The sequence below is a fragment of the Bacillus cereus group sp. Bce019 genome (assembly GCF_051781745.1).
Lineage (GTDB): Bacteria > Bacillota > Bacilli > Bacillales > Bacillaceae_G > Bacillus_A > Bacillus_A cereus.
The window spans coordinates 1-24,857 of record NZ_JBPWJX010000028.1; the positions used below are offsets into that span (position 1 = coordinate 1).

A 24,857-nucleotide genomic window follows, 5' to 3' on the forward strand; every position below is an offset into this window, starting at 1 on the left:
AAAGCGCCTCTACGTCAGAAGCTCCATCCCCCTCCCATTCTGAGTGAGCCGCTTCCGCTTTTAGATGTTATCCAGCTTCAGCGGCTAGAATGGTCGGTGGCTTCGCGTCTTCCTGTGAGGCAAAAAGCGCCTCTACGTCAGAAGCTCCATCCTCCTCCCATTCTGAACGAGCCGCTTCCGCTTTTAGATGTTATCCAGCTTCAGCGGCTAGAATCTCCGGTCATTTCGCTCTCTCGCATGAAGCAAAAAGCGCTTCAAGGTCGAGAGCTCCAATGCCCTCCCATTCTGAGCGAGCCGCTTTCGCTTTTAAACTGGCCTAACTAATTCAAATTGTTCTCCTAATTTTGCATAGTTGTGTCCTGCTAGGCGGCTTATTGGTTTGAGTCCTTCTGCGTGAATGCGCCCTTTTTCATATAGATGTTCGGCAACGTGGAAACGAACGACTCGTCCAATTAGTAGATCACAAGCTGGTGAGTCTTCCGTTCCGCCAAGTGGAATTGCACGTTCTAATACGCATTCCATTCGAATATTTGCTTCTTTTACACCTGGAACAGAGATGACTTCACTTTCGATTGGTGTTAGTTTTGCTAGTTCAATTTCACTTTCATTTGGCGGGAGGTTAGCTGCTGTTTCGTTAATTGCTGCTACATATGATTCGTCAGAAATATGTACGACAAATTCTCCTTTTTCAATTGCGTTTCGGGAAGTGTCCTTTCTTTCTCCTGCTTTTCGTTGTACAGATACTGAGATAAGTGGTGGATTAGCAGCGACAATATTGAAATAACTATATGGTGCTCCGTTTAGTACACCTTCTTTTGTTACAGAAGTAACGAATGCGACAGGACGAGGGATGATACTTCCGGTAAGTAATTTGTAATTATCTTTTTCAGTTTGTTCATTTGGATTAATGGATAACATGCTTGTAATCCCCTTTCTAAATATGAATACTTATTGTTTGTTTACAAGATAACGATGAGAAAATCCTGCTGGAAATAATATTTTGTTTCATAAAAAGAACTTACTTCAATTGTAATGAAGTAAGTTCTTTTTCAAGAATCTCAAATTTGAGATAAAAATTAAAGTAAAACGTATGCGCCAGGTCCGATTAAAGCTACACCAACAGCGACAGCGATTAACATTAAGTTATATTCATATCCGTTTTGTGTTACCCAGTAACCATTTTTTCCGTGAACAGTGAAGATAGCCATTAACATTGTTCCAACGATAAATAATGAACCAACTACAATGAAAATACCTGATGCGAATAAGAAACCACCTAGTAATTCAGTTGCGCCAGCCATAAATGCCATAAATACACCAGGACGTAAACCGATTGACTCCATCCAGCCACCTGTTCCTTTTAAACCGTAACCGCCGAACCAACCAAATAATTTTTGAGCGCCATGACCCATGAATGTAATTCCTATAATAAGACGAATAATAAGTAGACCGAAATCCATCATTTTTAAAACCTCCTAAAAGTTATTAACTTACCTTACGTAAGTAATAATAAAATAGTTACTTACTATAGTCAAGTGGATTTTGAAAAAAGTTTGAATTAAATTTTACAAATTAACAACAAAAAATAAAATGTAGTAAAGACCTCTAGACAAGTTGGACAAAAAAAGAGAAAATATAAATAGAAGTTAACTTCTTATTGTTATTCAGACAATCAGAATTGACTGGAATTTTGTGAAGCGCTACAATAAGAGTCTATTAGTAATGACATAATTTATTTCGAAAGCGTTTTTACAGTATAATATTCGAAGTATGAAGTCTTACATGTATCCCGAGTTTTACTAGGGATTGCCCTATAAACTTTTAGGTAAATTATAAGGAGGACTATCCTATGTTTAAAAAATTATTCGGTCTTGGTTCAAAAACAAATGAAGAAACAATCGTAGCTCCATTAACTGGAGCAGTGAAAAATATTGAAGAAGTACCAGATCCAGTATTTGCTGGTCGTATGATGGGTGACGGTGTTGCAATTGATCCTACTGAAGGTGTAGTTGTATCTCCAGTTGATGGTGAAATCGTACAATTATTCCACACAAAACATGCTATCGGAATTAAAGCGAAAAACGGTACAGAAATTTTAATCCACGTTGGATTAGAAACTGTAAAAATGGAAGGTGAAGGTTTCGAAGCTCACGTTTCTGAAGGCCAAGCTGTAAAAGCTGGAGATAAATTAATCTCATTCGACTTAGAATTAATCCGTGAAAAAGCGAAAAGCACAATTACTCCAATTGTTATTACAAACACAGATGCAGCTGAGTCTATTAAGACAACTGTAGGCGTAGCAGCTACAAAAGGTTCAACAGAAGTAATGAAAGTTACAATGAAATAATTGCAATATAAGAGGAATCCGTTTCGTATGAAATGGATTCCTTATTTTTGTTGCGTGTTCAGTATGTATGTTAAAATACTCTAGGCACTTGGAAATAGGGTTTCACATATATGTGGATAAGGCGCATTTTTCTTAGAAAAAATATAAGAGAAATGCGCCTTTTGTATATTCACATTTCTTTTGTTCTATTCTAATGTAAGTTATGATGAATGATAAGAAATCGAATATAGGGGTGGGTTTGAATGAAACGAGTGTTATTTGTTTGTACTGGCAATACATGTCGTAGTCCAATGGCTGAGGCGTTGCTTCGTCATCACGGAGGAGATAAGTTTGAAGTGCAATCTGCTGGTGTTTTCGCCTATCCTGGGAGCGATGCATCGGTACATGCGAAGGAAGCTTTAGCTGAAAAAGGAATTTCAATTGATCATGCGGCGCAGCAAGTAAATGAAACTTTGCTTGATTGGGCTGATATTGTCGTAACGATGACAGAAAACCATAAGCAAATTGTACTTGGGCATTATCCGAGCGTTGAAAAGAAATTAAATACGTTATATGGATTAACTGAAGGTATAGGCAAGGACATTTCAGATCCATTTGGAGGCTCGCTTTCTATTTATAAAGAAACGTTAGATGAGATGGAAAAACTTGTACAAACTTTACTGAAAAAACATTCAGTAGGTTGATGTTTCGTGTATAATACGATATTGGAGATCACTTCTTCCTATATGAGGTAGCGAGTGTGAAATGAAGATAATTGATTGAAACTTTGGAGGGGTAAAAATGAAAGTAGTAATAGCATCTGATCACGGTGGTATGAATATCCGCAAAGAACTTGTAAGTTTATTAGAAGAGTTAAATATTGAATATATTGATTTAGGTTGTGAATGTGAAGCTGGTTCTGTTGATTACCCTGACTTTGCGTTTCCAGCAGCTGAAATGGTAGCGAATGGTGAAGTAGATCGTGGTATTTTAGTTTGTGGGACAGGCATTGGTATGTCAATCGCAGCAAACAAAGTAAATGGTATCCGTTGTGCGTTAGTTCATGATACTTTCAGCGCGAAAGCGACGAGAGAGCATAATGACACTAACATGCTAGCAATGGGCGAGCGTGTAATTGGTGCTGGTCTAGCGCGTGATATCGCGAAAATCTGGTTAACAACTGATTATGAAGGTGGTCGTCACGAAAACCGCGTAGGAAAAATTAAAACATACGAAACAAAGTAATAGATTCTAACTATCAGTAGTGTGAAATATAATTTGGTGAACCAACCTGTGAAAGGAAGAGGCGTAATGACAGAAATCGTAAAGGTAAGAGAACAGCTGCAAATGTCGCTTTCTGATTTCCAAGAACAAGCTTCATTACAAAGCGGTCAAGTTTTTGTAGTGGGTTGTAGCACGAGCGAAGTGCTAGGCGAAAGAATTGGAACATCAGGAACGATGGAAGTAGCAGAGGCGATTTTCTCTGAGTTAAAACAATTTCAAGAGCAAACAGGTATTGAATTAGCGTTTCAATGTTGTGAGCATTTAAACCGTGCTTTAGTAGTTGAGAGAGAAGTAGCGATAAAATATCAATTTGAAATTGTAACAGTTACGCCTGTTAGATCAGCAGGTGGTGCATTGGGGACATACGCGTATCACAATTTGAAAGATCCGGTAGTAGTTGAGTTTATTAAAGCTGATGCAGGAATGGATATTGGTGATACATTTATCGGTATGCATTTAAAGCATGTAGCTGTTCCGGTTCGTACAAGTGTGAAGGAAATTGGAAGTGCGCATGTAACGATGGCCAAAACACGTGGAAAACTAATTGGTGGAGCACGTGCTGTCTATGCGGCAGTGGAAGAGACTACCACTTGCCGTTAAATATGAGAAATTAGGAAGTCATATAGTACCTGTTTATCATAAGATAAAAGGTATGTTGTCTGACTTTATAATAGAAGAAAGAAAAGACCGATTTTCGGTCTTTTTTTTCTTTTATGATATAGAAAGTCATGTTAGAATGTAGTTGAAAACATGAAGGTTCGAAAGAATTACAACCTGAATTTTCGTTTTTTCTGAATAAATAAGAAAAAACTATTGGGAATCGATGTAATTCGTTCAGAAAAGGGGGATTTTGGTGGATCATTTAAAACGTCAAGATGAAAAGGTATTTGCTGCAATTGAGGCAGAACTAGGAAGACAGCGTTCAAAGATTGAGTTAATTGCTTCGGAAAACTTCGTAAGTGAAGCAGTAATGGAGGCACAAGGTTCTGTTTTAACGAATAAGTATGCTGAAGGATATCCTGGAAAACGTTACTATGGTGGCTGTGAACACGTAGACGTAGTAGAAGATATCGCACGTGATCGCGTGAAAGAAATTTTCGGCGCAGAGCACGTAAATGTTCAACCACACTCTGGTGCACAAGCGAACATGGCAGTATACTTCACGATTTTAGAGCAAGGCGATACAGTACTTGGTATGAACTTATCTCATGGTGGTCACTTAACACACGGAAGCCCTGTTAACTTCAGTGGAGTACAATATAATTTCGTAGAATATGGCGTGGATGCTGACTCTCACCGTATTAATTACGATGATGTATTAGCAAAAGCGAAAGAACATAAACCAAAATTAATCGTTGCAGGTGCAAGTGCATACCCTCGTGTTATCGATTTCAAGCGATTCCGTGAGATTGCAGATGAAGTGGGCGCTTATTTAATGGTTGATATGGCACATATCGCAGGTTTAGTAGCTGCTGGTTTACATCCAAATCCAGTACCACATGCACATTTCGTTACAACGACAACACATAAAACGTTACGTGGTCCGCGTGGTGGTATGATTTTATGTGAAGAGCAATTTGCAAAACAAATTGATAAATCAATCTTCCCTGGTATTCAAGGTGGTCCACTTATGCACGTAATCGCTGCAAAAGCTGTTGCATTTGGTGAAGCACTTCAAGATGATTTCAAAACATATGCACAAAATATCATTAACAATGCGAACCGCTTAGCTGAAGGTCTTCAAAAAGAAGGACTTACACTTGTTTCTGGCGGAACAGACAATCACTTAATCTTGATTGATGTTCGTAACTTAGAAATCACAGGTAAAGTAGCAGAGCACGTATTAGATGAAGTTGGTATTACAGTGAACAAAAATACAATTCCATTTGAAACAGCAAGCCCATTTGTAACAAGTGGTGTACGTATCGGTACAGCAGCTGTAACATCTCGTGGTTTTGGTTTAGAAGAAATGGATGAAATTGCGTCACTTATTGCTTATACATTAAAAAATCATGAAAATGAAGCTGCATTAGAAGAAGCACGTAAGCGTGTAGAAGCGTTAACTAGCAAATTCCCAATGTATCCAAATCTATAATAGATTGAAGAAGACTGCCGAGACTTAATTGTTTTGGCGGTCTTTTTTTTGGACATATATTATTTTTAAAGTATGTATACAAATGATGAATAAATTTTGGCGATATAATGAAGGATACAGCTCCCATAATTGGTAAAGATACTAGATAGATTCATTGTAAAATCATGATTTTGCCAAATTTGCCCTTGAATATTAGTAGCGTTTTCTTTACAATCGTAAATAGTGTAAAAAAGCGTGCAAACGCATGAATATCATCTAAAGGAGAGATTCACATGGGAAAACTGTATGTATTTGATCACCCGTTAATTCAACATAAGATTACATATATTCGCGATAAGAATACAGGTACGAAAGATTTTCGTGAATTAGTGGACGAAGTAGCAAGCTTAATGGCTTTCGAAATTACTCGCGACCTTCCACTTAAGGACATTGAAATTGAAACACCTGTAAGCAAAGCGACAACAAAAGTGATCGCTGGTAAAAAACTTGGTTTAATTCCGATTTTACGTGCAGGTTTAGGAATGGTTGATGGAATTCTGAAATTAATTCCAGCAGCAAAAGTAGGACACGTTGGTTTATACCGTGACCCTAAAACATTGCAACCGGTAGAATACTATGTGAAACTTCCAACGGATGTAGAAGAGCGTGACTTTATCGTACTAGATCCGATGCTAGCAACAGGTGGTTCTGCGGCTGAAGCAATTAACTCTCTGAAAAAGCGCGGTGCGAAACAAATTAAATTAATGTGTATCGTTGCAGCTCCAGAAGGGGTAAAAGTAGTACAAGAAGAACATCCTGATGTTGATATTTATGTAGCAGCATTAGATGAGAAATTAAATGACCACGGATATGTAGTACCAGGTCTTGGTGATGCTGGTGACCGTTTATTCGGAACGAAGTAAGACAACTGACGAGCAGGGGAGATTCCCCAGCTCGTCTTTTTTTGCTGTAAGCAAGTAGGGGAGGGGGAGAGGATAAATATACATCGTATATACAACATAAGTTGCATACACCTCACATATAATATAGAAGTCTTACGTCTGAGGAACACTATATTATGGAAGAAAAGCGTTATATCTCGAAAATATAATAGTGACAAACTTGTGAACATTTCCTTCTATTATAAAGAGAAAACTGTTAGAAATTGCATATATGTAACCAGTATTTAGAAGGGGAACGTTTTCATTTTTGGGAGGAAATGCCTAATACTCAAATTTTTAGATTTTTTACGATTTCTCGTTGACACTGTTAATACCCTATTGTATGCTAACAACGGGGATAGATGGTAGGGCTTTCAGTGACAAAATTACATCTATTCCGTGACGAAAATGTAAACTTTTTGTTTTGTATAGGATTTATGCAAAAAAATGAGTTATTATTAACACATCGTGAATGAGGGTTACATATTGGAGGGATGAATCCTTGCAAAAAAACGATCGCAGCCATATAAAAGCTTATGCTTTAATGTCAGGTATTCTTGCTCAATTAGTCGGTTCTATTCTTGTTGGAATCTTTGGTGGGCAGTGGATTGATAATAAGGTTGGAACGTTTCCGTTGTTTCTTATTATAGGGTTATTACTCGGACTAGGAACAGGGGTATACGCAATGATTCGACTCATTCGACATTACTATTCGGGAGAGCAATGATGATAGACGTACATGGACTTGTCCAAAGACAAAAGAAATATATGTACTACTTGCTTGCGCTTCTAGTGCTAGGATGGGGATTTACCTCTTACAAGGATGTATTTCTTGGACTGATTATCGGTACGATTTTCAGTTTTCTTAGTTTGCGCATCATTGCACGTAGAACAGACAAGCTGCTAGATCGCGTAACAAATGGAGAAAACGTGAAGTTCAAAGCAACAGCGGTAAGTACATATTCAAGATTCGCCACGATTGGGTTATTAATTTTATTTGCAGCCAAATATCAAGAGTTAATCGCGATGTGGGGCCTAGGTGTAGGATTGCTGACAGGATACCTTGTCATGATCATAGATTTTCTTTATTTAGAGTATAAGAGCAGGGAAGAGAGGTGAATTACTAGTGGAACACGGTAAATTAGTTGAATTTCTAGGTTTAACGTTCGATTTGTCATCAGTTATGATGGTTACTGTAGCAGCAGTTATTGTTTTCTTAATCGCTGTTATCGGAACTCGCAGCTTAGCTCTTCGCCCAACCGGGATGCAAAACTTCATGGAATGGGTGTTTGACTTCGTGAAAGGGATTATCAATAGTACGATGGACTGGAAAACAGGTGGACGTTTCTTAACGCTTGGCGTTACGCTTATCATGTTTATCATCGTATCGAACTTCCTTGGTTTACCATTCATGTATTCAGCAACTGAAGCTGGCGAACATATTGCATGGTGGAGATCACCAACGTCTGATCCAGCAGTTACATTAACATTAGCCGTGATGGTAGTTACCCTCACCCATTATTATGGAATTAAGATGAAGGGTACGAAAGAGTACGTAAAAGGTTATTTCCAACCTATGAAATTCTTATTCCCATTAAAGGTTATTGAGGAGTTTGCTAACACATTAACGTTAGGTCTTCGTTTATTTGGTAACATTTATGCAGGTGAGATCTTATTAGGATTACTTGCTAAGTTGGGCGGAGCATCAGTCCTTGGGGCATTAGGTGCGCTTGTACCAATGTTAGCGTGGATGGGATTCAGTGTATTCGTTGGATCAATCCAAGCATTTATTTTCGTTATGTTAACGATGGTTTATATGGCTCATAAAGTAAGCCATGACCATTAATATAATTTAAGTAAGAAAAAATTTATTTTTTTATAATACAAAGGAGGACAAATTAAATGAGTTTAGGTGTAATCGCAGCTGCAATTGCAATTGGTTTATCAGCATTAGGTGCAGGTATTGGTAACGGTCTTATCGTATCACGTACAATCGAAGGTGTTGCTCGTCAACCAGAATTAAAAGGCGCACTTCAAACAATTATGTTCATCGGGGTTGCTTTAGTTGAGGCACTTCCAATCATCGGTGTAGTTATTGCATTCATCGTAATGAACAAATAAGGGAGACTCCCCTTACATAGATGGCGAAGAGTGTTTTTCCGAACTTTCTTCGCCATTGCTTTATGAACGAAACGTATGTCTTTTTTTTTCATATGATCAATTTAGATATTTTGAAGGGAGTGAATCCTTGTGCCAACTTTATTATTAGGAGCTTCCATTCCATTTGGAACGATTGCTTATACATTGTTCATTTTCTTACTTCTATTAGTAATGCTACGCAAATTTGCGTGGGGTCCTTTAATGGGAATTATGAAAGAACGTGAAGAGCATGTTGCTAATGAAATCGACGCTGCAGAAAGAAATAATGCTGAAGCGAAGAAATTAGTAGAAGAACAACGTGAGATGTTAAAACAATCGCGTGTTGAAGCACAAGAGTTAATCGAAAGAGCGAAAAAGCAAGCTGTAGATCAAAAGGATGTTATTGTTGCTGCTGCGAAAGAAGAAGCAGAATCAATTAAAGCATCTGCTGTACAAGAAATTCAACGCGAAAAAGAGCAAGCAATTGCTGCTTTACAAGAACAAGTCGCTTCTTTATCTGTTCAAATTGCTTCTAAAGTAATTGAAAAAGAATTAAAAGAAGAAGATCAAGTGAAGTTAATTCGCGATTATATTAAAGAAGTAGGAGAAGCGCGATGAGCAATGGGATTGTAGCAAAACGTTATGCTGTCGCTCTTTTTAAAATTGCAAAAGAAAAACACGTATTAGAAATGTTTGAAGAGGAATTACGCCTTGTACAAAACGTTTATGTAAAGAACGGAGAACTACATAGCTTTTTAACGCAACCGAACATTTCAAAGGAACAAAAGAAAACGTTTCTTGCAAACGTATTCGGATCTGTTTCTGAATCTATTTTAAATACGTTATATATTTTAATTGATAACAAACGCATTGATATCTTACCTGAAATTGCAGATGAATATGTTGTTCTTGCTAATGAAGAACGTAATGTAGCGGATGCAACTGTATATTCTACTCGTCTTCTATCAGAAGAAGAGAAGCTTAACATTGCTGAAGCATTTGCAAAGAGAACGGGAAAAGATGCAATTCGCGTGAAAAATGTTGTAGATGAAGATTTACTAGGCGGAATTAAAGTACGTATTGGAAATCGCATTTATGACGGAAGTTTACAAGGAAAATTAGCACGTATTCAGCGTGAATTAATGAAGAATAGATAGGGGTGAAGCACATGAGCATCAGAGCTGAAGAAATTAGCGCACTGATAAAGCAACAAATCGAGAACTATCAGTCTGAAATCGAAGTTAGTGATGTTGGTACAGTTATCCAAGTTGGTGACGGTATCGCGCGTGCTCATGGTCTTGATAACGTTATGGCTGGTGAACTTGTAGAGTTCTCTAACGGCGTTATGGGACTAGCACAAAACTTAGAGGAAAACAACGTAGGTATTATCATTTTAGGACCTTACACAGAAATCCGTGAAGGTGACGAAGTTCGTCGTACTGGTCGCATCATGCAAGTACCAGTAGGAAAAGAACTAATTGGTCGTGTTGTAAACCCATTAGGTCAACCAGTTGATGGTTTAGGCCCAATCAATACAACAAACACTCGTCCAATCGAAAGTCCAGCACCAGGTGTAATGGATCGTAAATCTGTTCATGAGCCACTTCAAACAGGTATTAAAGCGATCGATGCTCTTGTACCAATTGGCCGTGGTCAACGTGAGTTAATCATTGGTGACCGTCAAACTGGTAAAACAGCAGTTGCACTTGATACAATCATTAACCAAAAAGATGAAGACATGATTTGTATCTACGTAGCAATTGGACAAAAAGAATCAACTGTACGTAACGTAGTAGAAACACTACGTAAGCACGGTGCATTAGAATACACAATCGTTGTAACTGCATCTGCTTCTCAACCAGCTCCATTACTATACCTAGCTCCTTACGCTGGTGTAACAATGGGTGAAGAGTTCATGTACAATGGTAAACACGTATTAGTAGTATATGATGACTTATCAAAACAAGCAGCGGCTTACCGTGAGCTGTCATTACTATTACGTCGTCCTCCAGGTCGTGAAGCTTACCCAGGGGATGTATTCTACTTACATTCTCGCTTATTAGAGCGTGCAGCAAAATTAAGTGATGCAAAAGGCGGCGGTTCTTTAACTGCACTACCTTTCATCGAAACACAAGCAGGGGACGTATCAGCATACATCCCAACAAACGTAATTTCTATTACGGATGGACAAATCTTCTTACAATCTGACCTATTCTTCTCTGGCGTACGTCCAGCGATCGATGCGGGTACTTCTGTATCTCGTGTAGGTGGATCTGCTCAGATTAAAGCAATGAGTAAAGTATCAGGTACACTTCGTCTTGACCTTGCATCTTACCGTGAGTTAGAAGCGTTCGCTCAGTTCGGTTCTGACCTTGATAAAGCAACTCAAGCGAAATTAAACCGTGGTGCTCGTACTGTTGAGGTATTAAAACAAGGATTACACAAACCGTTACGTGTAGAGAAACAAGTTATCATTCTTTACGCTTTAACACGTGGATTCCTAGATGATATCCCAGTAGTAGATATCACTCGTTTTGAAGAAGAATTCCATGCTTGGTTAGATTCTAATGCGACTGACTTATTAGAAGAAATCCGCACAACTAAGAAACTTGCGGATGACGACAAATTTGCAGCAGCAATCAATGGATTTAAAAAAGTATTCGTAGCTTCTGAATAATAATAAAAAGTGGAGCCGACTGTTCAGCCCCATCGGCTAAGGTTCTTTCTCACAGAAGGTGCTTTTTACCTTCTTGTGGGGAAGGTTCTTAGACGAAAGGGGCTAGGAGGCGGAACTAGATTAATAAAAGCGGAAGCGGCTCATTCAAGCCGCTGGAGCTAGATAGTATATATAAAAGGCATCTCGGGCTCTGAGATTGCTAAAGGTCATGTAAAGGAAAAGAGTAGGTGCACCTATTCTTTTCCTTCAATCATGAGCAAGAATATCTTGCAACGTAGATTAGGAAGAGGATTCTTACTAATCGTGCCAACTTCCGGAAAAAAGGTGGTGAAAACCTGTGGCATCTTTACGCGATATAAAAGCGAAGATTAACTCGACAAAGAAAACGAGTCAAATTACGAAAGCGATGGAGATGGTATCTGCATCTAAGTTAAACCGTGCAGAGCAAAATGCTAAATCTTTCGTTCCGTATATGGAAAAGATTCAAGAAGTAGTAGCGAGCATTGCGCAAGGAAGCAAAGGGATTAATCATCCAATGCTAAATGCGCGTCCTGTAAAGCGTACAGGATACATCGTTATTACGTCTGATCGCGGACTAGCAGGTGGTTATAACAGTAACGTATTACGTACAGTAAGTAACGTAATTCGTGAACGTCATAATATGGATTCAAACCAATATTCTATTATTGTGCTTGGACGACTAGGACGTGATTATTTAAAACGTCGCGGCTTTAACATTATTGATGAAGTAGTTGGATTATCTGACCACCCATCATTTACTGATATTAAAGACCTTGCTTCTCGAGCAATTGCGATGTTCGCAGATGGTGCTTATGATGAGCTGTACATTTACTACAACCATTACGTAAGTAAAATTTCACAAGAGGTAACGGAAAATAAAATTTTACCGCTTACTGATGTGGCGTCTGACAAACCGACGACAGCTTATGAATTCGAACCTTCTGAAGAAGAAATTTTAAAAGTACTATTGCCACAATACGCAGAAAGCTTAGTGTACGGTGCATTACTAGACGGTAAAGCAAGTGAGCACGCAGCGCGTATGACAGCAATGAAGAGTGCTACAGACAACGCAATGGAAGTTATCGATTCACTTACACTTTCATTCAACCGTGCGCGTCAGGCAGCGATTACGCAAGAAATTACGGAAATCGTTGGTGGAGCAGCAGCGTTAGAATAGTATTAAAAAGCGGAAGCGGTTCGTTCAGAATGAGAGGGGGATGGAGCTTTTGACGTAGAGGCGATTTGTGCCTCGTAGGAAAAAGCGAAGCCACCGAACATTCTAACCGCTGGAGATAGATTCAATAAAAAGCGGAAGCGGCTCTTTCAGGAGAGTCGCGTAAGCTAAACTAATAAAAAATTAAAAGCTAACTTCTCTGATAGAGGTAGCTAATTAAAAGAAAGCTAGGAGGGAACCCGATGAATAAAGGGCGCGTTACGCAAATCATGGGTCCGGTTGTAGACGTTAAGTTTGATGGCGGAAAGCTACCAGAAATCTACAATGCCCTTACGGTAAAACAAAGCAACGAAAACGGAAGCATGAACTTAACATTTGAAGTTGCACTTCATTTAGGTGATGATACAGTTCGTACAGTTGCGATGTCTTCCACAGATGGACTTGTTCGTGGCACAGAAGTAGAAGATACTGGTAAAGCAATCTCTGTACCAGTTGGTGATGCAACACTTGGACGTGTATTCAACGTATTAGGTGATGCAATTGACTTAGATGGTGAACTTCCTGCGGATGTACACCGTGATCCAATTCACCGTCAAGCACCTGCATTCGAAGAATTATCTACTAAAGTAGAAATTCTTGAAACTGGTATTAAAGTAGTAGACTTACTTGCTCCTTACATTAAGGGTGGTAAGATCGGCCTATTCGGTGGTGCCGGCGTAGGTAAAACAGTATTAATTCAGGAATTAATCAATAACATCGCACAAGAGCACGGTGGTATCTCTGTATTCGCTGGTGTAGGTGAGCGTACTCGTGAGGGTAATGACTTATACCACGAAATGAGCGATTCTGGCGTAATCAAGAAAACTGCGATGGTATTCGGACAAATGAACGAGCCACCTGGAGCACGTCAACGTGTTGCATTAACAGGTTTAACAATGGCTGAGCATTTCCGTGATGAGCAAGGACAAGACGTACTTCTGTTCATCGATAACATCTTCCGTTTCACGCAAGCGGGTTCTGAAGTATCTGCCCTTCTTGGTCGTATGCCATCTGCGGTAGGTTACCAACCAACACTTGCAACAGAAATGGGTCAATTACAAGAGCGTATTACATCTACAAATAAAGGGTCTATCACGTCTATCCAAGCGGTATATGTACCAGCCGATGACTATACTGACCCAGCACCAGCTACAACGTTCGCTCACTTAGATGCAACAACAAACTTAGAGCGTCGTTTAACGCAAATGGGTATTTACCCAGCCGTAGATCCATTAGCATCTACATCTCGTGCACTTTCTCCAGAAATCGTAGGAGAAGAGCATTATGAAGTAGCTCGTCAAGTACAGCAAACTTTACAACGTTATAAAGAGCTTCAAGATATCATCGCTATCTTAGGTATGGATGAGTTATCTGAAGAAGATAAGTTAGTTGTACATCGTGCTCGTCGTATTCAATTCTTCTTATCTCAAAACTTCCACGTAGCTGAGCAGTTTACAGGTCAAAAAGGTTCTTACGTACCTGTAAAGAATACAGTTAGTGGTTTCAAAGAAATTCTAGAAGGAAAATATGATGACCTTCCAGAAGATGCATTCCGCTTAGTAGGTGGCATTGAAGAAGTTATTGAAAACGCGAAGAAAATGATGGCGTAAGGCCTTAGGAGGGACGAAGTATGAAGACATTTCCAGTCAGTATTGTAACTCCTGATGGACCGGTTTACGAAAAAGAAGTAGAAATGGTAAGTGTAAAAGCAGAGAGTGGGGAAATGGGGATCTTACCAGGTCACATTCCAACTGTTGCACCATTAAAAATTAGTGCAGTTCGTCTGAAAAATGGTGGACACACTGATTATGTAGCAGTAAGTGGTGGCTTTATCGAAGTTCGTCCAGATAAAGTGACTGTATTATCATCATCTGCTGAAGAAGCAAACCATATCGATATCCATCGCGCAAATGAAGCGAAGCGTCGCGCTGAGCAACGTCTGCAAGATAAACAAGCACATGTTGACTTTAAACGTGCAGAAATGGCATTACAACGTGCTGTGAACCGTTTGAACGTTTCCGATATGAAGTAAAAAAATCCGTAAGGGCTTTGCCTTTACGGATTTTTTTTTGTGTATTTTATGGATAATTTTACAAAACTGGTATAATTATATTGATGCTTGTATAAGTAGAAGTGTAAAACAATTTATATTTCATAAAGGGGATGGATCAATGATTGGTGAAATGAAGCGAGAAGCATTGTACTCTTTAAAGGGAAAATGGGGACTAGGTGTTGGATCAACAATTTTATATTTTATTTTAAGTTATGTTGTTTCGCTGGCTGCAATGCTTATACTATTAATTCCAGGAATTATTATATTTCTCTCAGTTGTAAGCTTAACTGGATCATTTGAAGAGGAAACGATGTCAATTGGAGCAGGTATTACCTTTGGAATTTTTTATTGCATTATGATAATTTTAAGTAACGCATCGTATGGGATTACGTCATATGGTTATACAAATGTATTTTTACAGATTAGTAAACGAGAAGATGCTAAAGTAGATTACTTATTCGAAGGATTTCGTGGCTTTAAAAGAATGATGAAAACAATGTGGGCAATGCTTGCGATTTTGTTATATACAGGTACATGGATTCCGATGCTGTTAATAGGCTTATTTGCATTGTTAGGTGAAGAAGGGAATACGTCATTTGCAATAGCTTTCTTCGTACTATTAGCAATTTCAATTGTTGGTATGATTGTGATGTATTTTTCTTATGCACTGACGTACTATGTGATGATTGAAAATCCAGAATATAGTGTTTCGCAGGCGATGAAGGAAAGTAAGAATCTTATGAAGGGTCATAAGTTAGATTTGTTTCTTTTATGGCTGAGCTTCATAGGATGGGCTATTTTAGCGCTGCTTACTTTTGGAATAGGATTTCTTTGGCTTAGTCCGTATATGAGTACGACGACAGCACACTTTTATCGCTACATTTCAAAAGGTGAATTTCAATAGGAACATGCTATACTAATAGAATTATTGTGTATAGGAGGCGAGGCTACGCATGATTAGTGATTTAAAAGGAGAAGCACTAGATTCATTAGAAGGGGAATGGGGATTAGCTGTTGGAGCTACACTACTCATTTCAATTCTTATCACGGCTTTTAGTTTTAGTGTTGATTGGGGATTTTCTTTAATTTTCGGTTGGCAAAAAACAAATGGTTCAATTTCAACGAATATTCTTTCATTTTTTGTAACTGGACCGTTAACTTTAGGTGGATATTACCTTGGTTTAAATATCCTTCGTGAAAAGCAAGCTAGTATTGGTAATGTATTCATTTGGTTTTCAGAGGGAAAGAGATTTCTAAAATCATTTTTATTATATTTATTAGTAAATCTTTATCTTTTCTTATGGACGTTATTGTTCATTATTCCAGGTATTATTAAATCATTTTCTTATGCGATGACATACTTTATTATAAACGATCATCCTGAGTATTCACTGAACCAAGCTATTACAGAAAGTCGTCGTATGATGGATGGACATAAGATGGAGTATTTCATTTTATGTTTAAGTTTTATTGGCTGGTTTATATTAAGTTGTATTACGTTAGGGATTGGATTCTTATGGTTAATTCCATATTTCTATACGACATCTGCAGCTTTTTACGAAGAGATTGCAGAAGAATATTATGAGAAAAAAATTTAGCACTATAAAACCCCCAGTATGAATTATTTGTTCATACTGGGGGTTTTTTGTAGAAATTTTATAAATTGATTACTAGTAAGTGGTTTACTGAAATAGTAACCTTGCATATATTTACAGTTATGTTTTTGCAGAAACTTAAGTTGTTTTTCGGTTTCAATTCCTTCGGCAACGACTGAAAGATTTAAAGTATTTGCGAGGGAAAGTATTGTAGAAACGATGGCTCGTTCTTCAGGACGATGATCAGCTAATTGTGTAAATTCTCTCGGTACTTTTAATGTGTCGATTGGAAAAATTGATAAATAAGCAAGAGAAGAATACCCAGTACCGAAGTCATCAATGGAAGTTTGGATACCGTACTCTTTTAATTGCTTCAGTCTCAATAACGTTTCTTTCTCGTCAATCATTGCAATTCTTTCTGTTAACTCAAGTGTTACATATTTTGGATCGACTTGCACGTCGTTTAATATTTGTGAAATGTTTTCGATTAATTGATCTTGCCGGAATTCTTTTGCGGATAAATTAACACTTATTTTTAAATTTTGGTAGCCAAAGGTATGCCATATTTTTAATTGGAGACAAGCTTCTTGTAATACCCAATGTCCAAGTGGGACTACTTGTGGCGTCTCTTCTACAATTGGAATAAACTCACATGGTGAAATGTCACCTAATAGCGGGTGTTTCCATCGTATTAAAGCTTCAGCACCGATAATTTTATTTGTTGTCGTATCAATTTGTGGTTGATAAACGAGATAAAATTCTTTGTTTACTAAAGCGATTGGCAAATCTTTTTCAATTCGAGCTTTTCGTTCCATTTTTTTATATAGTTCTTTCGTGTAAAGAGAGCTACCGTTTTTTCCTTTATTCTTTGCTTCGTACATGGCCATATCAGCATGCTGCAAAATGGATAGCGCATCTTCACCTGCTTCAGGATATATTGCAATTCCGATACTCGGTGAGATTTGTAAATGTTGATTTTCGATTTCAAATGGCTCATTCATGACCGCTACAATCCTATCAGCTATTTTTTGGACATCTGGCTTTTTTTTGTAATTCTCGATAAGGATTGTGAACTCATCCCCAGCTAGCCGCGCGAGTTTCATATTTGATGTTGCTATTCTTTCGAGCCTTTTTGCTACTGCGATGAGCAATAGGTCTCCTACTCGATGACCGAGGGTATCATTAATAACTTTAAAACGGTCTAGGTCGAGAAACATAACAGCAAAAGGCTTTTTCGATATTTTTGCTCGCGCAATTGCCTGTTCTAAATGTTGATGAAATGCACGACGATTTGCAAGCTCTGTTAAAGTATCATGGTATGCTAGGAAGTTGATTTGTTCTTGTTGTTGTTTGCTTTCCGTAATATCTTTAATCATTAAATAAACCCCAGAAATTTTCTCCTTTAAAAAGATCGGTACGGCGGTAACGTGCAAGTAGTAAATATCTCTGTTTTTATGGTAAGCCCGTATTTCTAAAGAAATAGAATATCCCTTTTTCACGCGATGAAAGGCGTTAATCATTTCTTCTAAATCTTCTTCGTATATGAGTGAATAGTAAGGCTGGTTTAATAATTCATTCGTTTGATAACCGAGTAAAGTAGTACCAGCGTTATTTACTTTGAGAAAATTACCGTACAAATCTAATGTGAAAATTGGATCTGGATGATGCTCGTATAAAGATTTAAACATTTGTTGATTATGATAGAGTTCATTTTTCTGTTCTACTAAATCTTCTGTACGTAGTTTAATTTGTTTCTCGAGTTCTGAGTTGAATTGCATTTGAGCGATCAATAATATTTTATTTTGTTTTCGAACTAAACTATGACGTATGAGAACGAAAGAAAAAGTTATTATAAGTCCGATTACTATAATAGGCGCAAAAACGTATTCAACTAATATAAAAACAATAAGCATTACTACAGAAATATACGGTAATGATAATCGGATTGATTCGCCAATTTTAGGTGTTAGTAGTACTTGTTCTTGTTTTTCAGGCTTTTTTGTATGGAGAATACAGGCGATTGCTACTAGTACTAAGGTTACTTGATAGAAAGGTGTAACTGTAAACATAGAATACTCTGGTATGAAGTATTTTATATAAGCATAAATCGCATCTGTAGTAGCATATAAAATTAAAGCACTGCCAAGAAGTGCACCGACCTTTTTAGGTAATAAGGATAGTGGTTTGAATAAAAGGTTGATTCCTATTAAGAGAAAGAGTAAATCAGCCATTGGATAGGTAAGTTGAACAAATATGTCGATATAGGATGTTGTAAAGATATGAATAGTTCGTTCAATAAGTAAGTAGTAACTTAAAGTAAATTGGGCTGTAACGATAATACAAATATCACATAGCATAAAAAGTTTTTCTAATAAATCTCGGTTATAAATGATTTCGTATAGAAAGGCAAACGTAAAGCTAACTAAAAAAAGTAAGTAAAAAAAGTCAGATGGATCAACGAACGTATAGAAGTCCTTTACAATTAAACGCTGATAGGCAACGACTATATCACCGATAAAATAAGAGAGAGCTCCAACAGATAATATGATCCAAAATAAACGAGATAGCCCTTCTTTCATGTTTGAAAAATAAAGTATATAACTACAAGCGATAATATCAATTAATAGGGTGCTCGTTCCGATTAATAGCTGAAAAGGAAATGAGTATTCATATACAAAAGGCATTGCTACATAGTGAAGCGTTATAGACAGCAATACAATGCTTATAAGAATACTTACATGTGTTTGTTTTTTCATTTATATCACCTACGGTTTCTTGAAAAGCATATATAAGTTTTATATTTATTTTGCACAATTATAGCAAGTTGTAAAGATAGATTTTAATAATTCTTGTTTCTGTCTCCCAACATATCGACATAGGAATTTGAAGTTTGCTATAATGATTAGAATAGTTGCATTATTTAGAAAAATTTAAAAATAATAATTACTGCAACTAGGACATATTGTTTACTATGTGAACTTGTTCTTAATTTAGGGGGGAGGGTTTCACAATGGCAAGTGTATATGAAAATAGTTATATGATCGTTTTGATTTTCTTGCTATTAGGTATATTGCTGCCGGTAGTGGCTCTTACATTAGGAAGGATGCTGCGCCCAAATAAACCAAGTGCAGCAAAGGCGACGACGTATGAGAGTGGAATTGAGCCTTTTCATGATGCAAATATTCGGTTTCATGCTCGTTATTATATTTTCGCTTTATTGTTTGTGATCTTTGATGTAGAAACTTTATTTTTATATCCTTGGGCTGTTGCGTATGACAAGCTAGGTTTATTTGCATTAATTGAAATGCTCATCTTTGTTGTAATGTTGCTAGTTGGATTAGCGTATGCTTGGAAAAAGAAGGTGTTACAATGGTTATAAATTTTGAGGAATTACATCCAAATGAGCGAGCAGAATTAGAACGAAATATCTTTTTTTCTACATTGGAACAGTTGAAAGGATGGGCGAGGAGCAACTCTTTATGGCCGATGACATTCGGACTGGCATGCTGTGCAATTGAAATGATGGGGGTAGGCTCATCACATTACGATTTAGATCGATTTGGGTCATTTTTTCGAACTTCACCAAGGCAATCGGACGTCATGATTGTATCGGGAACAGTAACGAAGAAGATGGCTCCTATTGTTCGGCGTTTATATGATCAAATGCCCGAACCGAAATGGGTTATTGCGATGGGATCTTGTGCGACAGCAGGTGGTCCGTATGTAAATTCATATGCTGTTGTGAAAGGTGTAGACCAAATCGTACCAGTTGATGTGTATATTCCTGGTTGTCCCCCAAATCCAGCTGCTTTAATCTATGGAATTAATAAATTAAAAGAGAAAATTCGTTACGAGGCAAAGACCGGAAAGCAGGTGACGAATAAATGAGTAATCCAAATAAAGATTTAGAGGATCTGAAAAAAGAAGCAGCTAGGCGTGCGAAAGAAGAAGCGAGAAAACGCCTTGTAGCGAAACACGAGGCGGAAATAAGTGAACTTGAGGAGGAAGATCAAGAAAAAGAGAAAGCGCTACCAAAAAATGATGATATTACTATAGAAGAAGCAAAACGACGTGCAGCAGCAGCCGCAAAAGCAAAAGCGGCAGCATTAGCAAAACAGAAAAGAGAAGGGACAGAAGAAGTAACGGAAGAAGAAAAAGCGAAAGCCAAGGCGAAGGCAGCAGCAGCCGCAAAAGCAAAAGCGGCGGCGTTAGCGAAACAGAAAAGAGAAGGGACAGAAGAAGTAACGGAAGAAGAAAAAGCGAAAGCGAAGGCGAAGGCAGCAGCAGCCGCAAAAGCAAAAGCGGCGGCATTAGCGAAGCAGAAAAGAGAAGGGACAGAAGAAGTAACGGAAGAAGAAAAAGCGAAAGCGAAGGCGAAGGCAGCAGCAGCTGCAAAGGCAAAAGCGGCGGCGTTAGCGAAACAGAAAAGAGAAGGAACCGAAGAAGTAACGGAAGAAGAAAAAGCGAAAGCCAAGGCAAAGGCGAAAGCGGCAGCATTGGCGAAGCAGAAAGCCTCGCAAGGTGATGGGGATTCGGGAGATGAAAAGGCAAAGGCAATTGCAGCGGCAAAAGCGAAAGCAGCAGCGGCTGCAAGAGCGAAGACAAAGGGAGCTGAAGGTAAGAAAGAGGATGAGCCGAAGCAGGAAGAACCGTCCGTAAATCAGCCGTATTTAAATCAGTATGTTGAGGCTATTAGGGAGAAGTTAGGAGAGGGTGCATTAGTAGATTCCTACATTAATAAACTGTCAAAGGATGTGCCAACTCTTGTGGTGGATCCCGAAAAGTATTATGAAGTGATGGAGTCACTGCGATTCCATGAGGGACTTGCTTTTGATTATATGTCAGAGCTACATGCGACGGATTTTGTGACACATATGGAAGTGTATGTTCATTTGTTTTCATATGGCAAGAAACAATCGGTAGCGGTGAAGGTAAAGCTAGACCGGGAAGCGCCACAAGTCGAATCTGTGACAGCGCTTTGGAAAGGAGCTGACTGGCCGGAGCGAGAAGCATACGATTTGCTCGGCATTGTATTTAAAGGGCATCCGAATTTAACGCGTATTTTAATGCCAGATGATTGGGTAGGATACCCGCTTAGAAAAGACTATGAACCGTATGATGTGGAGGTGTAGCTATGATCCGCACGGAAGAGATGCTTTTGAATGTAGGACCTCAGCATCCGAGTACACATGGTGTGTTCAGGCTCGTAATTAAGATTGACGGGGAAATTATTAAAGAAGCTACACCTGTTATTGGATATTTGCATCGCGGGACCGAAAAGATCGCTGAGAGCTTACAGTATACGCAAATTATCCCTTATACAGATCGAATGGACTATTTATCAGCCATGACGAATAATTACGTCATTTGCCATGCTGTAGAGACGATGATGGGGCTTGAAATTCCAGAGCGTGCCGAATACTTGCGAGTACTTGCGATGGAGTTAGGAAGAATTGCGAGTCATCTCGTTTGGTGGGGGACGAATCTTCTTGATATAGGAGCGGTCAGCCCGTTTTTGTACGCGTTTCGTGAACGAGAGATGATTATAAATTTATTAAATGAATTATGCGGGGCACGGCTTACTTTTAACTATATGAGAGTTGGCGGTGTGAAGTGGGATGCGCCAGATGGTTGGATTGAAAAGGTGGAAGAGTTTGTTCCGTATATGAGGGAGCAATTAGCAGGGTATCACGATCTTGTTAGCGGTAATGAGATTTTCTTAAATCGTGTGAAAGGCGTTGGTATATATAGCGCGGAAGAAGCAATCTCGTATTCTTTAAGCGGAGCAAATTTGCGGTGCACTGGAGTAAACTGGGATCTTCGCAAAGATGAGCCGTATTCGATTTATGATCGTTTTGATTTTGATATTCCTCTTGGAAGCGTGGGAGATGCTTGGGATCGCTACGTTTGCCGAATGCAAGAAATCGAGGAGTCTTTAAAGATTGTTGAGCAAGCGGTTCAGCAGTTCCCGAAAGATGGAGCTGTGCTGGCAAAAGTACCGAAAATTATTAAGGCACCTAAGGGAGAAGCATTTGTACGTATCGAATCGCCGCGCGGAGAGATTGGTTGTTATATCGCAAGTGACGGAAAGAAAGAGCCGTACCGTTTGAAGTTTCGTAGGCCATCTTTTTATAACTTGCAAATTTTACCGAAGTTATTGAAAGGTGAAAACATCGCTAATTTAATTACGATTTTAGGTGGAGTTGATATTGTACTTGGGGAGGTTGATGGCTAATGATTGAGACGCTCTTACAATCACCTTCAAGCTGGACGAATTTCTTCATTTTTTTCGGATTAGCGGTACTTCTACTATTTGCAGTCCTTGGCTTCGTTACATATGGAATTTTGGCAGAACGGAAAGTGATGGGGTTTATGCAAGGGCGGATTGGACCAAACCAGGTTGGAGGCCGATTCGGTTTACTGCAAACGGTAGCTGATGTTTTAAAACTATTATTGAAAGAAGATAGTATTCCGAAAGCAGCAGATAAACCGCTGTTTATATTAGCGCCTGTCATTGCATTTGCACCAGCATTTATGGTGCTTGCGGTTATCCCGTTCACTGATAAATTTCAATTTGCAGATATTGGAGTCGGGCTACTTTATTATATTGCTGTTTCCGGTATTACGACGATAGGTGTTGTAACTGGGGGATGGGCATCGAATAATAAATATTCCCTTTTAGGAGGGATGCGTGCGGCGGCGCAAATGATTTCTTATGAGATTCCGCTCGTAATGAGTGTAATTGGTATCGTTTTGCTAGCTGGTAGCCTGAATTTAAATGAGATTGTAGCGGCGCAGGAGAAGGTCTGGTACATTTTCGTACAGCCAATTGGATTCGTCGTTTTCTTAATCGCAGCAGTTGCAGAGTTAAATAGGACGCCATTCGATTTGCCGGAAGCGGAGTCAGAACTTGTTTCTGGATATCATACGGAATACTCAGGTTTTCGCTGGGCGTTTTTCATGCTTTCAGAGTACGTATATTTCTTCGGGATGGCATCGTTAATTACAGTGCTCTTTTTAGGCGGATGGAATCCAGTTATGTTTCTTGGATTTATCCCAGGTGCCGTATGGTTTGCTTTGAAATTTAGCAGTGTAGTCTTTCTATTAATTTGGTTCCGCGTTACGTTCCCGCGTATAAGAGGTGACCAGTTAATGGAGTTTGGATGGAAAGTATTATTGCCGATTGCACTTGCAAATATTTTCTTAACGGCATTGATTAAGGAGTTATTCTTCTAATCTATGAGGGGGGTGCCAGTAAGAGATGAAAGGACTATTTAAAGGGTTAAAATATACATTAAGTAATTTGAGCAAGAAGAAGGTAACGTATGATTATCCAAATCAACCGTTGCCGTTGCCAGACCGTTTTCGGGGGATTCAAAAATTTTATCCGGAGAAATGTATTGTTTGTAATCAGTGCTCTAACATTTGTCCGACAGACTGTATTCAGTTAACAGGAAAGAAACATCCGGATCCTACGAAAAAAGGAAAAATTATCGACACGTATGATATTAATTTTGAAATTTGTATTCTTTGTGATTTATGTACAGAAGTTTGTCCGACAGAGGCAATTGTCATGACAAATAACTTTGAACTCGCGGAATATTCACGTGATAACTTATTTAAAAATTTGCAGTGGCTTGACGAAAACGACGAAAACGTCAGGAAGGAGAATAAGGCATGAATGGCGAGTTTGTAGCATTCTTTATACTATCCTTGTCTGCAATTATCGGCGGTGTTCTTATGTTGAACTTAACGAAAGTTATGCACATGATGCTAGCTCTCGTTCTGACATTTCTCAGCATTGCAGGTTTGTATTTTCTTTTGTCAGCCGAATTTATAGGCGTTGCACAAATTTTACTTTACTCCGGTGCAATCACAATTATTATGATTTTCGGCATTATGTTAACGAAACATAACGCGGAAAATGAATCGCGTCTTACTCTTCGAAAATGGATTATCTTCTTTGCAGTTGTAGCATTTGGAGCGGTTATGTATTTCGCTGTTAATAATGTTGATTTTGCAAATGAAAGCACACAAGGAAGTTTACCTCTCCATGAAAACAACACACTTCAAATCGGTACGCTTCTCTATTCAAAATATATTATTCCATTTGAACTAACTTCAGTTATTTTACTTGTAGCACTCGTTGGCGCAATTATACTTGCGAAAAAGGACGAGAAAGAGGAGGATTCCAATGAGTAGCGTTCCAGCTTCTGCATATTTAACACTTGCGATTATTTTGTTTTGCATCGGTCTATTTGGAGCTTTAACAAAGCGGAATACAGTAATCGTATTAGTTTGTATCGAATTAATGCTGAATGCTGCCAATTTAAACTTAGTGGCGTTTAGTAAATTAGGCTTATTTCCGAATTTAACAGGTCAAATTTTCTCACTGTTTACGATGGCTGTAGCGGCAGCGGAAGCGGCGGTAGGACTCGCTATTTTAATTGCTTTATATCGTAATCGTACGACAGTTCAGGTGGATGAAATGGATACGCTCAAAGGATAGCATTGTGACCGAAAAAGGGGGAAGG

General features: G+C 38.5%; 30 protein-coding genes. 27 read left to right on the forward strand and 3 right to left on the reverse strand.

Translation table 11 applies throughout. The features are described 5' to 3' along the window. Positions 1-306 precede the first annotated feature (306 nt). Both ACS2QP_RS24985 and ACS2QP_RS24990 read right to left on the reverse strand, forming a co-directional pair. Positions 307-918: a flavin reductase family protein gene (locus tag ACS2QP_RS24985; protein WP_000949055.1), complete on the reverse strand. Its 612-nt coding sequence runs from the start codon at positions 916-918 to the stop codon at positions 307-309. A 158-nt stretch (positions 919-1,076) separates the two neighbouring features. Continuing rightward, on the reverse strand, positions 1,077-1,463 hold the full coding sequence (locus ACS2QP_RS24990; protein WP_000968616.1) for a DoxX family protein: 387 nt from the start codon (positions 1,461-1,463) through the stop codon (positions 1,077-1,079). Between the two features lie 386 nt (positions 1,464-1,849). Between ACS2QP_RS24990 and ACS2QP_RS24995 the strand changes: the two genes are divergently transcribed. The 19 genes from ACS2QP_RS24995 to ACS2QP_RS25085 all read left to right on the forward strand — a co-directional run bounded on the left by ACS2QP_RS24995 (position 1,850) and on the right by ACS2QP_RS25085 (position 16,326). Further along, a complete protein-coding gene (locus ACS2QP_RS24995) occupies positions 1,850-2,347 on the forward strand; it encodes a PTS sugar transporter subunit IIA (protein WP_000473665.1) in 498 nt (165 codons plus the stop codon). 242 nt (positions 2,348-2,589) lie between these two features. After that, positions 2,590-3,030: a low molecular weight protein arginine phosphatase gene (locus ACS2QP_RS25000; RefSeq protein WP_000832373.1), complete on the forward strand. Its 441-nt coding sequence runs from the start codon at positions 2,590-2,592 to the stop codon at positions 3,028-3,030. Between the two features lie 97 nt (positions 3,031-3,127). Beyond that, positions 3,128-3,571, forward strand: a complete 444-nt coding sequence (rpiB, locus tag ACS2QP_RS25005; protein ID WP_000869542.1) for a ribose 5-phosphate isomerase B — start codon at positions 3,128-3,130, stop codon at positions 3,569-3,571. A gap of 66 nt (positions 3,572-3,637) precedes the next feature. Then, positions 3,638-4,210 (forward strand): TIGR01440 family protein, encoded by a 573-nt coding sequence (locus ACS2QP_RS25010; protein WP_000136386.1) that lies wholly within the window; start codon positions 3,638-3,640, stop codon positions 4,208-4,210. 253 nt (positions 4,211-4,463) lie between these two features. Continuing rightward, a complete protein-coding gene (gene glyA, locus ACS2QP_RS25015) occupies positions 4,464-5,705 on the forward strand; it encodes a serine hydroxymethyltransferase (RefSeq protein WP_000349805.1) in 1,242 nt (413 codons plus the stop codon). 272 nt (positions 5,706-5,977) lie between these two features. Further along, positions 5,978-6,607: a uracil phosphoribosyltransferase gene (gene upp, locus ACS2QP_RS25020; protein ID WP_000517539.1), complete on the forward strand. Its 630-nt coding sequence runs from the start codon at positions 5,978-5,980 to the stop codon at positions 6,605-6,607. 380 nt (positions 6,608-6,987) lie between these two features. Further along, the gene (locus tag ACS2QP_RS25025) at positions 6,988-7,101 is read left to right on the forward strand and encodes a DUF4024 domain-containing protein (RefSeq protein WP_000232962.1); all 114 of its coding nucleotides are present in this window, start codon (positions 6,988-6,990) and stop codon (positions 7,099-7,101) included. 26 nt (positions 7,102-7,127) lie between these two features. Next, positions 7,128-7,352 carry an AtpZ/AtpI family protein gene (locus ACS2QP_RS25030; RefSeq protein ID WP_001171223.1) on the forward strand — a complete coding sequence of 75 codons (225 nt, stop codon included), beginning with the start codon at positions 7,128-7,130 and terminating at the stop codon, positions 7,350-7,352. Beyond that, entirely contained in the window at positions 7,352-7,744 is a 393-nt protein-coding gene (locus ACS2QP_RS25035) for an ATP synthase subunit I (RefSeq protein WP_000567600.1), read from the forward strand. Before ACS2QP_RS25030 ends, ACS2QP_RS25035 begins: the two co-directional genes overlap by 1 nt. Positions 7,745-7,751: 7 nt before the next feature. Next, positions 7,752-8,471, forward strand: coding sequence for a F0F1 ATP synthase subunit A (gene atpB, locus ACS2QP_RS25040; RefSeq protein WP_000399871.1), 720 nt, complete (start codon positions 7,752-7,754; stop codon positions 8,469-8,471). Positions 8,472-8,527: 56 nt separating this feature from the next. Continuing rightward, positions 8,528-8,746: a F0F1 ATP synthase subunit C gene (gene atpE / locus ACS2QP_RS25045; RefSeq protein WP_000052064.1), complete on the forward strand. Its 219-nt coding sequence runs from the start codon at positions 8,528-8,530 to the stop codon at positions 8,744-8,746. A gap of 129 nt (positions 8,747-8,875) precedes the next feature. Then, the gene (gene atpF, locus ACS2QP_RS25050) at positions 8,876-9,382 is read left to right on the forward strand and encodes a F0F1 ATP synthase subunit B (protein WP_001142624.1); all 507 of its coding nucleotides are present in this window, start codon (positions 8,876-8,878) and stop codon (positions 9,380-9,382) included. Then, on the forward strand, positions 9,379-9,921 hold the full coding sequence (atpH, locus tag ACS2QP_RS25055; protein WP_000064683.1) for a F0F1 ATP synthase subunit delta: 543 nt from the start codon (positions 9,379-9,381) through the stop codon (positions 9,919-9,921). The genes atpF and atpH overlap by 4 nt, the downstream gene beginning before the upstream one ends. An 11-nt stretch (positions 9,922-9,932) precedes the next feature. Continuing rightward, complete coding sequence (atpA, locus tag ACS2QP_RS25060; RefSeq protein ID WP_000027518.1) at positions 9,933-11,441, forward strand: F0F1 ATP synthase subunit alpha; 1,509 nt, start codon at positions 9,933-9,935, stop codon at positions 11,439-11,441. Positions 11,442-11,778: 337 nt separating this feature from the next. Then, positions 11,779-12,639, forward strand: coding sequence for a F0F1 ATP synthase subunit gamma (atpG, locus tag ACS2QP_RS25065; protein WP_000157696.1), 861 nt, complete (start codon positions 11,779-11,781; stop codon positions 12,637-12,639). 239 nt (positions 12,640-12,878) lie between these two features. Continuing rightward, on the forward strand, positions 12,879-14,285 hold the full coding sequence (atpD, locus tag ACS2QP_RS25070) for a F0F1 ATP synthase subunit beta (RefSeq protein WP_001032595.1): 1,407 nt from the start codon (positions 12,879-12,881) through the stop codon (positions 14,283-14,285). 20 nt (positions 14,286-14,305) lie between these two features. After that, entirely contained in the window at positions 14,306-14,707 is a 402-nt protein-coding gene (atpC, locus tag ACS2QP_RS25075; RefSeq protein ID WP_000847211.1) for a F0F1 ATP synthase subunit epsilon, read from the forward strand. Between the two features lie 139 nt (positions 14,708-14,846). Next, positions 14,847-15,632 carry a DUF975 family protein gene (locus ACS2QP_RS25080; protein ID WP_000578820.1) on the forward strand — a complete coding sequence of 262 codons (786 nt, stop codon included), beginning with the start codon at positions 14,847-14,849 and terminating at the stop codon, positions 15,630-15,632. A 49-nt stretch (positions 15,633-15,681) separates the two neighbouring features. Further along, on the forward strand, positions 15,682-16,326 hold the full coding sequence (locus ACS2QP_RS25085; protein ID WP_438882952.1) for a DUF975 family protein: 645 nt from the start codon (positions 15,682-15,684) through the stop codon (positions 16,324-16,326). 23 nt (positions 16,327-16,349) lie between these two features. Here the strand turns inward: ACS2QP_RS25085 and ACS2QP_RS25090 are convergent, their stop codons facing one another. Beyond that, positions 16,350-19,079, reverse strand: coding sequence for an EAL domain-containing protein (locus ACS2QP_RS25090; protein ID WP_065212348.1), 2,730 nt, complete (start codon positions 19,077-19,079; stop codon positions 16,350-16,352). 254 nt (positions 19,080-19,333) lie between these two features. On the opposite strand from ACS2QP_RS25090, the gene nuoA reads away from it, so the two are divergent. From nuoA to nuoK, 8 genes are read left to right on the forward strand one after another with little or no spacing between them, the layout of a single operon-like run. Beyond that, complete coding sequence (nuoA, locus tag ACS2QP_RS25095) at positions 19,334-19,702, forward strand: NADH-quinone oxidoreductase subunit NuoA (RefSeq protein ID WP_000179273.1); 369 nt, start codon at positions 19,334-19,336, stop codon at positions 19,700-19,702. Then, positions 19,693-20,211 (forward strand): NADH-quinone oxidoreductase subunit NuoB, encoded by a 519-nt coding sequence (nuoB, locus tag ACS2QP_RS25100; protein WP_000236331.1) that lies wholly within the window; start codon positions 19,693-19,695, stop codon positions 20,209-20,211. The genes nuoA and nuoB overlap by 10 nt, the downstream gene beginning before the upstream one ends. Beyond that, positions 20,208-21,455 carry an NADH-quinone oxidoreductase subunit C gene (locus ACS2QP_RS25105; RefSeq protein ID WP_438882953.1) on the forward strand — a complete coding sequence of 416 codons (1,248 nt, stop codon included), beginning with the start codon at positions 20,208-20,210 and terminating at the stop codon, positions 21,453-21,455. Before nuoB ends, ACS2QP_RS25105 begins: the two co-directional genes overlap by 4 nt. Positions 21,456-21,457: 2 nt before the next feature. Next, positions 21,458-22,558: an NADH-quinone oxidoreductase subunit NuoD gene (gene nuoD, locus ACS2QP_RS25110; RefSeq protein ID WP_000621428.1), complete on the forward strand. Its 1,101-nt coding sequence runs from the start codon at positions 21,458-21,460 to the stop codon at positions 22,556-22,558. Continuing rightward, the gene (nuoH, locus tag ACS2QP_RS25115; RefSeq protein ID WP_000573426.1) at positions 22,558-23,559 is read left to right on the forward strand and encodes an NADH-quinone oxidoreductase subunit NuoH; all 1,002 of its coding nucleotides are present in this window, start codon (positions 22,558-22,560) and stop codon (positions 23,557-23,559) included. Before nuoD ends, nuoH begins: the two co-directional genes overlap by 1 nt. A gap of 25 nt (positions 23,560-23,584) precedes the next feature. Then, a complete protein-coding gene (nuoI, locus tag ACS2QP_RS25120) occupies positions 23,585-24,004 on the forward strand; it encodes an NADH-quinone oxidoreductase subunit NuoI (RefSeq protein WP_017674216.1) in 420 nt (139 codons plus the stop codon). Then, positions 24,001-24,525, forward strand: coding sequence for an NADH-quinone oxidoreductase subunit J (locus tag ACS2QP_RS25125; RefSeq protein ID WP_001012812.1), 525 nt, complete (start codon positions 24,001-24,003; stop codon positions 24,523-24,525). The genes nuoI and ACS2QP_RS25125 overlap by 4 nt, the downstream gene beginning before the upstream one ends. Next, on the forward strand, positions 24,518-24,832 hold the full coding sequence (gene nuoK / locus ACS2QP_RS25130; protein WP_000100079.1) for an NADH-quinone oxidoreductase subunit NuoK: 315 nt from the start codon (positions 24,518-24,520) through the stop codon (positions 24,830-24,832). The genes ACS2QP_RS25125 and nuoK overlap by 8 nt, the downstream gene beginning before the upstream one ends. Positions 24,833-24,857: the final 25 nt, after the last annotated feature.

Coding starts and splice junctions, on each gene's coding strand:
- ACS2QP_RS24985 (WP_000949055.1), bottom strand. CDS start 918: ATGTTATCCATTAATCCAAATGAACAAACTGAAAAAGATAATTACAAA.
- ACS2QP_RS24990 (WP_000968616.1), bottom strand. CDS start 1,463: ATGATGGATTTCGGTCTACTTATTATTCGTCTTATTATAGGAATTACA.
- ACS2QP_RS24995 (WP_000473665.1), top strand. CDS start 1,850: ATGTTTAAAAAATTATTCGGTCTTGGTTCAAAAACAAATGAAGAAACA.
- ACS2QP_RS25000 (WP_000832373.1), top strand. CDS start 2,590: ATGAAACGAGTGTTATTTGTTTGTACTGGCAATACATGTCGTAGTCCA.
- rpiB (WP_000869542.1), top strand. CDS start 3,128: ATGAAAGTAGTAATAGCATCTGATCACGGTGGTATGAATATCCGCAAA.
- ACS2QP_RS25010 (WP_000136386.1), top strand. CDS start 3,638: ATGACAGAAATCGTAAAGGTAAGAGAACAGCTGCAAATGTCGCTTTCT.
- upp (WP_000517539.1), top strand. CDS start 5,978: ATGGGAAAACTGTATGTATTTGATCACCCGTTAATTCAACATAAGATT.
- ACS2QP_RS25025 (WP_000232962.1), top strand. CDS start 6,988: ATGGTAGGGCTTTCAGTGACAAAATTACATCTATTCCGTGACGAAAAT.
- ACS2QP_RS25035 (WP_000567600.1), top strand. CDS start 7,352: ATGATAGACGTACATGGACTTGTCCAAAGACAAAAGAAATATATGTAC.
- atpE (WP_000052064.1), top strand. CDS start 8,528: ATGAGTTTAGGTGTAATCGCAGCTGCAATTGCAATTGGTTTATCAGCA.
- atpH (WP_000064683.1), top strand. CDS start 9,379: ATGAGCAATGGGATTGTAGCAAAACGTTATGCTGTCGCTCTTTTTAAA.
- atpA (WP_000027518.1), top strand. CDS start 9,933: ATGAGCATCAGAGCTGAAGAAATTAGCGCACTGATAAAGCAACAAATC.
- atpD (WP_001032595.1), top strand. CDS start 12,879: ATGAATAAAGGGCGCGTTACGCAAATCATGGGTCCGGTTGTAGACGTT.
- atpC (WP_000847211.1), top strand. CDS start 14,306: ATGAAGACATTTCCAGTCAGTATTGTAACTCCTGATGGACCGGTTTAC.
- ACS2QP_RS25080 (WP_000578820.1), top strand. CDS start 14,847: ATGATTGGTGAAATGAAGCGAGAAGCATTGTACTCTTTAAAGGGAAAA.
- ACS2QP_RS25085 (WP_438882952.1), top strand. CDS start 15,682: ATGATTAGTGATTTAAAAGGAGAAGCACTAGATTCATTAGAAGGGGAA.
- ACS2QP_RS25090 (WP_065212348.1), bottom strand. CDS start 19,079: ATGAAAAAACAAACACATGTAAGTATTCTTATAAGCATTGTATTGCTG.
- nuoA (WP_000179273.1), top strand. CDS start 19,334: ATGGCAAGTGTATATGAAAATAGTTATATGATCGTTTTGATTTTCTTG.
- nuoB (WP_000236331.1), top strand. CDS start 19,693: ATGGTTATAAATTTTGAGGAATTACATCCAAATGAGCGAGCAGAATTA.
- ACS2QP_RS25105 (WP_438882953.1), top strand. CDS start 20,208: ATGAGTAATCCAAATAAAGATTTAGAGGATCTGAAAAAAGAAGCAGCT.
- nuoD (WP_000621428.1), top strand. CDS start 21,458: ATGATCCGCACGGAAGAGATGCTTTTGAATGTAGGACCTCAGCATCCG.
- nuoH (WP_000573426.1), top strand. CDS start 22,558: ATGATTGAGACGCTCTTACAATCACCTTCAAGCTGGACGAATTTCTTC.
- nuoI (WP_017674216.1), top strand. CDS start 23,585: ATGAAAGGACTATTTAAAGGGTTAAAATATACATTAAGTAATTTGAGC.
- ACS2QP_RS25125 (WP_001012812.1), top strand. CDS start 24,001: ATGAATGGCGAGTTTGTAGCATTCTTTATACTATCCTTGTCTGCAATT.
- nuoK (WP_000100079.1), top strand. CDS start 24,518: ATGAGTAGCGTTCCAGCTTCTGCATATTTAACACTTGCGATTATTTTG.